This window comes from Rubritepida flocculans DSM 14296 (assembly GCF_000425365.1).
Taxonomy (GTDB): domain Bacteria; phylum Pseudomonadota; class Alphaproteobacteria; order Acetobacterales; family Acetobacteraceae; genus Roseococcus; species Roseococcus flocculans.
On record NZ_AUDH01000051.1, the window covers coordinates 1 to 8,077 of the forward strand.

8 protein-coding genes and 1 tRNA gene are annotated in these 8,077 nt (G+C 72.7%); 7 read left to right on the plus strand and 2 right to left on the minus strand.

Going from position 1 to position 8,077, the window contains the following annotated elements; genetic code table 11:
* Positions 1 to 104: 104 nt before the first annotated feature.
* Positions 105 to 197, minus strand: a tRNA-Ser gene (locus H596_RS0118325).
* A 378-nt stretch (positions 198 to 575) separates the two neighbouring features.
* On the opposite strand from H596_RS0118325, the gene H596_RS0118330 reads away from it, so the two are divergent.
* The 4 genes from H596_RS0118330 (at position 576) to H596_RS0118345 (ending at position 3,513) form a co-directional block, all read left to right on the plus strand.
* Positions 576 to 1,256 carry an ABC transporter ATP-binding protein gene (locus H596_RS0118330; protein WP_027286105.1) on the plus strand — a complete coding sequence of 227 codons (681 nt, stop codon included), beginning with the start codon at positions 576 to 578 and terminating at the stop codon, positions 1,254 to 1,256.
* Positions 1,253 to 2,425 (plus strand): ABC transporter permease, encoded by a 1,173-nt coding sequence (locus tag H596_RS0118335; RefSeq protein ID WP_027286106.1) that lies wholly within the window; start codon positions 1,253 to 1,255, stop codon positions 2,423 to 2,425. The genes H596_RS0118330 and H596_RS0118335 overlap by 4 nt, the downstream gene beginning before the upstream one ends.
* Positions 2,426 to 2,535: 110 nt before the next feature.
* Entirely contained in the window at positions 2,536 to 2,964 is a 429-nt protein-coding gene (locus H596_RS0118340; RefSeq protein ID WP_027286107.1) for a hypothetical protein, read from the plus strand.
* 120 nt (positions 2,965 to 3,084) lie between these two features.
* Positions 3,085 to 3,513, plus strand: coding sequence for a hypothetical protein (locus H596_RS0118345; protein WP_027286108.1), 429 nt, complete (start codon positions 3,085 to 3,087; stop codon positions 3,511 to 3,513).
* Here H596_RS0118345 and H596_RS24260 read toward each other — a convergent pair.
* Positions 3,510 to 3,737 carry a hypothetical protein gene (locus tag H596_RS24260; protein WP_027286109.1) on the minus strand — a complete coding sequence of 76 codons (228 nt, stop codon included), beginning with the start codon at positions 3,735 to 3,737 and terminating at the stop codon, positions 3,510 to 3,512. The two genes, H596_RS0118345 and H596_RS24260, sit on opposite strands and share 4 nt — an antisense overlap.
* A 67-nt stretch (positions 3,738 to 3,804) precedes the next feature.
* On the opposite strand from H596_RS24260, the gene H596_RS0118355 reads away from it, so the two are divergent.
* The 3 genes from H596_RS0118355 to H596_RS0118365 form a co-directional block, all read left to right on the plus strand.
* Entirely contained in the window at positions 3,805 to 5,313 is a 1,509-nt protein-coding gene (locus H596_RS0118355) for a TolC family protein (protein ID WP_027286110.1), read from the plus strand.
* A complete protein-coding gene (locus H596_RS0118360; protein WP_084603015.1) occupies positions 5,286 to 7,046 on the plus strand; it encodes an HlyD family efflux transporter periplasmic adaptor subunit in 1,761 nt (586 codons plus the stop codon). The genes H596_RS0118355 and H596_RS0118360 overlap by 28 nt, the downstream gene beginning before the upstream one ends.
* 676 nt (positions 7,047 to 7,722) lie before the next feature.
* Positions 7,723 to 8,077 (plus strand): IS5 family transposase (locus H596_RS0118365; RefSeq protein WP_027286112.1); only part of this gene is annotated, 355 nt, incomplete at its 3' end.

Consider the following 8,077-nt stretch of genomic DNA (forward strand, 5'->3'; position numbering starts at 1 on the left):
GCCGCGTCGCCACCCGCTACGACAAGACCGCGGAGAGCTTCCTCGGCTTCGCAACACTCGCCTCCATCCGGCTGTGGATCAGGTTTGTCCACGCGGCCTAGAACTGGCGGACAGGGTGGGATTCGAACCCACGATACGGCTCATCACCGTATACGCACTTTCCAGGCGCGCGCCTTCGACCGCTCGGCCACCTGTCCGCGAGGCCCCCGCTTCTAGGGGCGGAGGGCCGACGCCGCAAGCCAGATCGGGTGGGGGCCGCCGGCCTGCCAAGCCTGCGCGCAATACGGGCCGCATTTCATGCCGCCCGCATCAACCCGGCCCGGGCAAGACGCTCGGCCATGCGACCGGACCATCCCCCGGCTTCGCCATCGCGCTCGCGCCATGCTCATGGGGTTCCCGCGGGCTGCGCCGCGCGGCGCTGGACTCTCCCCGCCAGCGGCCCCTCTCCCCCCCCCTCGCCCAGCGCCAGCAGGGCGGCGACAATGCGCGCGCCGAGCCCCCCTGGCGCGAGGCCTCCGCCCGCCGCCCCGGCCATCCCCGATGGACAGCCCCGCCGGGAGCCTTACCGTGCGCCCATGCTGGAGTTGACGGAGATCACCAAGAGCTTCCGCACCGGCCCGGCCGAGACGGTCGTGCTGCGCGACCTCTCGCTGCGCCTGGAGGCGGGGGAGCTCTGCTCGATCATGGGCGGCTCGGGCTCCGGCAAGTCCACGCTGATGAACATCATCGGCCTGCTCGACCGGCCGAGCTCCGGCAGCTACCGCATCGCGGGCGAGGATGTTCTGGCCGCCCCGCCCGACAAGCAGTCCGCCCTGCGCAACCGCCTGATCGGCTTCGTCTTCCAGTCCTTCTTCCTGCTGCCGCGGCTGAACGCCTGGCGCAACGCGGCGCTGCCGCTGATGTATCGCGGCACGCCCGAGGCCGAGGCGCGCCGCCGCGCCTGCGCGATGCTGGAGCGCGTGGGCCTCGCCGACCGGATGGAGCACATGCCGGCCCAGCTCTCGGGCGGGCAGAAGCAGCGCGTGGCCATCGCCCGCGCCCTGGTGGGCCAGCCCAAGGTGCTGCTGGCCGACGAACCCACCGGCGCGCTCGACCCCAAGGTGGCGCAGGAAATCATGGACCTCTTCCTGGAGGTGAACCGGGAGTTCGGCGTGCTCGCCCTCATCATCACGCATGACCCCGACATCGCCGCGCAATGCCCGCGCCAGCTCCGTCTCGGCGGGGGGCGCATCGCCGAGGACATCCGCCGCGCATGATCAAGCAGGCGCTGCTCGAGGCCATCGGCAACCTGCTCGCCGCGCGGCAGCGCTCGGCGCTCGCGCTCATCGGCATCATGGTGGGGGCGGGGGCGGTGATCGCCATGCTCACCGTCGGCGCCATCGCGCGCGAGCAGACGGCCCGGCAGTTCCGCGCCATGGGCACCGACATCCTGCTGCTGCGCGCCGATTCCGACACGGGTCTCGGCCAGCTTCCGCTCGCCGAGACGGAGGCGCTGGTGGGGCAGGTGCCGGGCCTCGCCTCCATCGCGCCCTTCATGCTCTCCGGCGGGCCGGTGAGCGCGGAGGGCCAGGCGCGCTCCACCACCTTCCTCGCCGCGACCGAGACCCTCGCCGCGGTCGCGCGGGTGCGGGTGGCCGAGGGGCGATTCCTCTCGCGGCATGACCGTTTCGAGCCCTTCGCGGTAATCGGCCCGCAGCTCGCCGAGAACCTCTCCACGCCCTACAGCCGCATCCGCACAGGCTCCTCCATCCGCGTGGGGCGCTACGTCTTCACCGTGATCGGCGTGCTGGAGCCGAGCCTGCCCAGCCCCATGATGCCGGCCGACCTGAACGACGTGCTGATCGTCTCCATCCCCAATGGCCGGCGCATCATGAGCCAGGCGAGCCTCGCCTGGGCGGTGGCGCGCAGCACCCCGGAGGCGGACCCGGAGGCGGTGGGCCGTGCGGTCGCGGCCAGCCTGCAGCCGCTGATGCGCGAGCAGCGCCTCTCCGTGCAGTCGGCGCGCGCGCTGCTGGCGGGGCTCGCCTCGCAGATGCGGCTGTTCACGCTGCTGCTGGGCGCGGTGGGCGCCATCGCGCTGGTGCTGGGCGGGGTGGGAGTGATGAACATCATGCTCGTCTCGGTGCAGGAGCGGCGGCGCGAGATCGGCGTGCGGCTCGCCATCGGCGCCACGCGCTGGAACATCCAGTCGCTGTTCCTCACGGAGGCGGCGGTGCTCTCCTTCATCGGGGGCGCCTTCGGCATCCTGCTCGGCGTGGCGGGGGCCTGGGGCTTCGCGCAGTTCTCCGGCTGGCCCTTCGTGCTCTCGATGAGCGCCATTCCGCTGGGGGCGGGCGTGTCCATCGCCACGGGGCTGTTCTTCGGCTTCTACCCCGCCGTGATCGCCTCGCGGCTCGACCCGATCGTGGCGCTGCGGACGGAGTAGGCGCATCGGCCCGGCCGATGCGCGGGATCGCGTTCGCGGCCTCGACGGCGGGCCTCGAATGATTCTCTGCTTCCGCCGCCGCCTCGCGCGCGCAGGAGAAGGAGTCCCAGATGACCGGCCATGCCTGGCTTGCCGCCGCCCTCGTCGCGCTGCTCGCCGCCCCGGCGGCGGCCCAGTCCAGCACCACCCACACGGGCGGCTGCCAGCCTTTCCAGAACACTCAGCTCCGCTGCGCCCTGCACATCCCCTCGACCGGGCACCGCCTGTTCCTGGTGGACTTCATCTCGCGCGGCGATGGCCGGACCAGCGGCCAGGTCCAGGCCTGGCACAGCCAGTGCGGGCTGCCGGGCCAGCCCGGCCCCGTGATGGGTGTGGCGAACAGCTTCGGCACGCATCGCGTGATGCAGCTTCCCACCTCGCTCATCTCCAACAACTGCTTCGAGGTCTTCGTCTTCAACTGCCAGGAGGGCGGCCGCGCGGTGCCCTGCGAGCGCGGCTTCGCCACCGCGACCATCCGCATCGAGCAGCAGCCGCGCTGACGCCGCCCGCCCGGCCGCCGCGCGGGCATCGGCCCGGCCGATCAGGGCCATCGCCCCTGGCCGCTGGACCTGCCGGGGGGGCGGCCCTTGAATGGCGGCGCCCCAAGAGAGGAGCCGTCCATGTTTCGCCCCACCCTGCTGGCCGCGGCCTTCGCGGCGCTCCTGGCCACGCCGGCCGCCGCGCAGCAGAGCGCGACCCACACCGGCGGCTGCGAGGAGCATCGCCGGGACCAGATCCGCTGCGCGCTGCGCATCCCCATGGTCGGCAACTTCTCGCAGAGCGTGCAGCTCGTCACGCGCGGGGACGGGCGCGTCAGCGGCCAGGCGCAGGTGTGGATCAGCGAATGCGGCCTGCCCGGCTCCGCCGGCCCCGTCCTGTCCGTGAGCAATGGCGCGACCAGCCACCGGCTGCGGCAGACCCTCGTCACCGCCGCGGCCTTCGCCTGCATCGAGGTCTTCGTCTTCAACTGCCAGGAAGGTGGCCGCGCAGTGCCCTGCTCGCGCGGCTTCGCGAACGCCTCGATCCGCGTCGAGCAGCAGCAGCGTTAGCGCGGGCCGCCTGGCGGTTGCGGCGGCAGGCGGAAGGGCCGCGGGTCGTCCTGCGCCGGATCGCTCAGCGTGATGCGCCCCTGGCCCGTCGGCTCGACCAGGCGCGGCAGCGGCACGCCCTCGGCGCGTTCCATGCTGGCCGCGCCGGGGCCCTGGCGCAGAACCGCGGGCTCGGCGCAGCCCAAGAGGGCGAGCACGGGCAGGCAGGCGAGGAGCGGGCGCATGGCCGCGCAGCATAAACCACCACCGGGCCCCTTGCACGGGCGCGCGATAGGTTGCGAAGCTGCCGCGATGGGAACGCGGGCCAACACGGGATGCCGGCTGCTCCTCGGCCTCGTGCTGGCCGGGGCGCCGGCCCCGCATGCCCAGGCCCAGCAGCAGCCCCCCGCCCCGCCCCGCCCGCCGCGCCCGCCCGCCGCCGCGCAGGCGCCGGCCGGTCTCGTGCCCCTCTCGCTGGCCGAGGCGGTGTTCATCGGCCTGCGCGACAATCGCGCCATCCGCAGCGAGTTCCTCCAGCGCATCTCCGACCGCTTCGCCCTGCGCGTGGCCGAGCGCAGCTTCGTCCCGCGCCTCGACGTGGCGGCGAATACGGCGCGCAGCCGGGTGGGCGGGGTGAACGCCACGAATTTCGCCGTGGGCCCCGTCGTCTCCTGGGATGCGCCGACGGGCGCGCGCTTCCAGCTCGCCTGGACGGCGAACCAGACCAATGTGCGCGGCGCGCCGCCGAGCAGCGCCTCGGGCCTCAGCTTCCAGGTGATCCAGCCGCTGCTGGCCGGCGGCGGGGTGGATTTCGCCATGGCGCCCGTGCGCATCGCGCGCATCTCGGAGAGCAACGCGCAGCTCCGCCTCAAGGGCAGCGTGATCGACCAGATCACCAGCATCATCACCGCCTACCGCACCCTCGTGCAGTCGCAGGAGCAGCTCCGCATCGCCGAGGCCAGCCTGCGCCGCGCGCGCGAGCTGCAGGAGGTGAACCGCGCGCTGGTCAATGCCGGGCGGCTCGCGCAGATCGAGCTCATCCAGTCCGACGCCGCCATCGCCCAGCAGGAGCTCGCGCTGATCGGCGCGCGCAACAGCAACGAGCAGGCGCGGCTCGCGCTGCTGGTGCTCATGGGGCTCGACCCCGCGTCGCGCATCTGGGCGAGCGAGCGCCCCTCGGCCGAGAGCGTGCGCGTGGACCTGCGCCGCGCGCTGGAGACGGCCTACGCCAACCAGCCCGCCTATCTGCAGGCGCTGCTCGCCATCGAGATCAACCGCATCCAGCTCGACGTCGCGCGCAACCAGCGCCTGTGGGAGGTGAACCTCGTCGCCGGGGTGGGGCCGCAGGCCAGCTCCCCCAACCGCGACGTGCTCGACACCATCGGCGCGCTGACGCGCGTGCGCTCCGACTTCAACCTCGGGCTGGTGGTGAACATCCCCATCGGCCGCCTCCAGCGCGAGCAGGGCGAGGTGAACGCCACCGTGACGCTGCGCCAGTCCGAGCTCGCGGCCGAGCAGGCGCGCGACCGCGTGCGCCAGCAGGTGGAGGACGCGGTGCGCAACATCGAGGCGCAGCGCCGCCAGGCCGAGCTCGCCCGCCGCTCGCGCGAGCTCGCCGCGCAGCAGCTCGAGGCGGAGCTGGCGCGGCTGCAGGCGGGGCGTTCCTCCAACTTCCAGGTGGTGAACTTCCAGGCCCAGCTCCAGCAGGCCGAGAGCGCCGAGCTCGGCGCCGTCATCGGCTACGTCAACGCCCTCACCACGCTCGACCAGGTGCTCGGCACCACGCTGGAGACATGGCGGATCAGCCTGAACCAGCCCTGAGCGGCGCGCCGCCCGGCGTGCTCGACAGCCTCTCCGACGGGGTGCTCATCGTCAGCCCCGACGGGCGGATCCGCGCGCTCAACCGCGCGGGCGAGGCGATCCTCGGCGTCGCGCCGGGCACGGGCCTCGGCGCCACGCTGCAGGAGATCCTGCCGGAGGATGGCGGCGGCGACGAGTTCCTCGACCATGTGCTCGCCCCCATCACCGGCGAGACGCCGGAGGGAGACCGCGTCACCTACACGCGCGAGGGGCGGGCGCGCCGCCTCTCCGTGCGCAGCCGCGCCTGGACCATCCCCTCCGGCCCCGACCAGGGCCGCACCGTGCTGACCGCGAGCTTCACCGACGTGACGAAGCTCGACCGCCTCGCCGAGGCCGAGCACGCGCTGAACCGCCGCCTCGCCGAGCAGAACGCCGCGCTGCAGAACGCCTATCGGAACCTCGAGGAGGCGGCGGCGCGGCTGCGCACCCATGCGCGGCGGCTGCAATGGCTGCGCATGGGCGCGACGGGCCTCGTCTTCGCGCTCTTCGTGGGCGTGGGCGCCTGGTCCTGGCTCGGCACGCGCGACGAGTTCCGCGCCGTCGCCGCCCCCGCCGCGGGGGGCGACGCCTTCGTGGTGCAGACGCGCCCGGTGAGCGCGCGCATCGCCGTGGTGGGGGCGCTGGACGCGGGGGCGATGGTCAGCGTCGTCGGCCCCTTCGACGGGCTCGTGCGCGAGCGGCTGTTCCGCTACGGCGGCGCGGTGGAGCGCGGCGAGCCGCTGCTGCGCATGGATGTGGCGGAGGTGGAGGTGCGGCTGCGCGAGGCGCGCTCCGCCCTCATCCGCGCACGCCAGCGGGTGGAGGAGCTGCGCGGCTGGGAGAACGGCTTCGAGGTCTCGCGCGCGCGCCGGCAGGTGGCGGCGGCGGAGATGGAGGCGGCGGATTTGCGCACGCGCGTCGCCAACTCCGCGGGGCTTTTGCAGCGCGGCATCATCCCGGCCGAGGAGCACCGCAACCTGCTGCAGCAGCAGCGCACCCAGGATCTTCAGCTCCAGGCCGCCCGGCAGGATCTGGAAAGCACCCTGGCGCGCGGCGACCGCGAGCAGCTCCGCATCGCCGAGCTCGAGCTCGCCAACGCCGAGGTGCGCGTGCGCGACCTGGAGCGCGACATCGCCAACGCCGCGGTGCATGCGCCCGTCTCGGGCGTGGTGCTGCTGCCGCCGCCCGCCCAGGGCGCCGGCCGGCCGGAGACGGTGGAGGTCGGCTCGCGCGTCGCGCGCGGGCAGACCATGTTCACCATCGGCGACCTGGAGAGCTTCCAGGTGCGCGCGCAGGTGGACGAGATCGACATCAGCCGCGTGCGCGTGGGCCAGCGCGTGAGCGTGACGGGCGACGCCTTCAGCGAGTTCACCCTGGCGGGCGAGGTGACGAGCGTGGCCGCCCAGGTGAGCAGCGAGCCCGGGCGCGGCGGCCTGCCGAGCTTCGGCGTGACGGTGCACATCCGCGGCATCCCGCCCGACCAGCGCGCGCGGCTGGCGGTGGGCATGTCGGCCAACCTCTCCATCGTCACCTACGACAACCCCGAGGCGGTGGTGCTGCCGCCGGATGCGGTGCGCGAGGGGCCCTCGGGCCGCTTCGTGCGGGTGCGCCAGGGGGGCGCGGTGCGCGAGGTGCCCGTGACCATCGGCATCTCCACGCCCGAGGGGGTGGAGGTGCGCGGGGCCCTCTCGGCCGGAGATGTGGTGCTGCGCTGAGGCGCGGGCCGGGGTGGACTCTCCCCGGCGGGATGAAGTCGGGTGATCCGCGTAATCCAGCAGTTTAGCGCCAATTTGGGCGAAGTCGATGGGAAGGGCTGTATCTGGCACTTGTGCGCTACAGCCTTGGCTCTCTGGCTGACGTGCTGCCTTGAGCGGCGCCGACCGAGTTCCCCTTCCGCGGCGTGTGTGGACGCGGGATCGCGGCGAACGCCGACACAGGCTGCACGTAGACCCCCCGTCCGGAAACCCCGTATACAGGCTCTATAGGGGTTTTCGGACGCCCCCCGGCACGCAGCGTGCTCTCCCCTTGGCCGCGAGCGCAGCAATCACTCGATCCACCTGGCGCTGTCGGTCCTGCGGGCTGTGCGACCCTGCTGCGCAGGCCGCCAGGCGAGCGCGGATCGGTTCGAGCGGCAGACCAAGCGCGGCTAGCCGCCATGCCAGGCGATTGAGTTCGTAGTCCTGCACGCCCCGTCCCAGGGCCGTATACTCGGCACAGAGGGCGTGAGCCCTTCCCTCGATATCGGCCCGATCCCAAGAGGAAAGGGTGCGTGCAGCCCAGAAAATCGGTGGTGGAGGCGTGATACCAACTCCCACTGATTAGGCTCAGAACCCATTAATCGCTTGGCGCGACGCGGCGCTGTATGATTCTGAGCATGGCGGAGGTTCCGCCATGCCCAGCCCAAAGCCGCCTTTCCTCCTCTCGCCCGCGCAGATGCGCCGCCTCTCGCCGCATTTTCCGCTTTCCCATGGCATTCCGCGCGTGGATGACCGCCGCATGCTGAGCGGCATCATCTACGTCATCCGCCACGGCCTGCGCTGGCGTGATGCGCCTGCGGCCTACGGACCCTACAAGACCCTCTACAACCGCTTCGTCCGCTGGAGCCGTATGGGCATCTTCGACAGCATCTTCGCTGCCCTCGCAGCAGAAGGCGGTCCACCCGAGTGGCTGATGATCGACAGCACGCACCTCACGGCGCATCGCACCGCCGCGAGCCTGCTCCAAAAGGGGCTTTTCCCCGCTGCAT

Excerpts from the sequence above, each read along its gene's own strand:
- H596_RS0118335 (WP_027286106.1), top strand. The coding sequence starts at position 1,253 with ATGATCAAGCAGGCGCTGCTCGAGGCCATCGGCAACCTGCTCGCCGCG.
- H596_RS24260 (WP_027286109.1), bottom strand. The coding sequence starts at position 3,737 with ATGCGCCCGCTCCTCGCCTGCCTGCCCGTGCTCGCCCTCTTGGGCTGC.
- H596_RS0118340 (WP_027286107.1), top strand. The coding sequence starts at position 2,536 with ATGACCGGCCATGCCTGGCTTGCCGCCGCCCTCGTCGCGCTGCTCGCC.
- H596_RS0118330 (WP_027286105.1), top strand. The coding sequence starts at position 576 with ATGCTGGAGTTGACGGAGATCACCAAGAGCTTCCGCACCGGCCCGGCC.
- H596_RS0118360 (WP_084603015.1), top strand. The coding sequence starts at position 5,286 with ATGGCGGATCAGCCTGAACCAGCCCTGAGCGGCGCGCCGCCCGGCGTG.
- H596_RS0118345 (WP_027286108.1), top strand. The coding sequence starts at position 3,085 with ATGTTTCGCCCCACCCTGCTGGCCGCGGCCTTCGCGGCGCTCCTGGCC.
- H596_RS0118355 (WP_027286110.1), top strand. The coding sequence starts at position 3,805 with ATGGGAACGCGGGCCAACACGGGATGCCGGCTGCTCCTCGGCCTCGTG.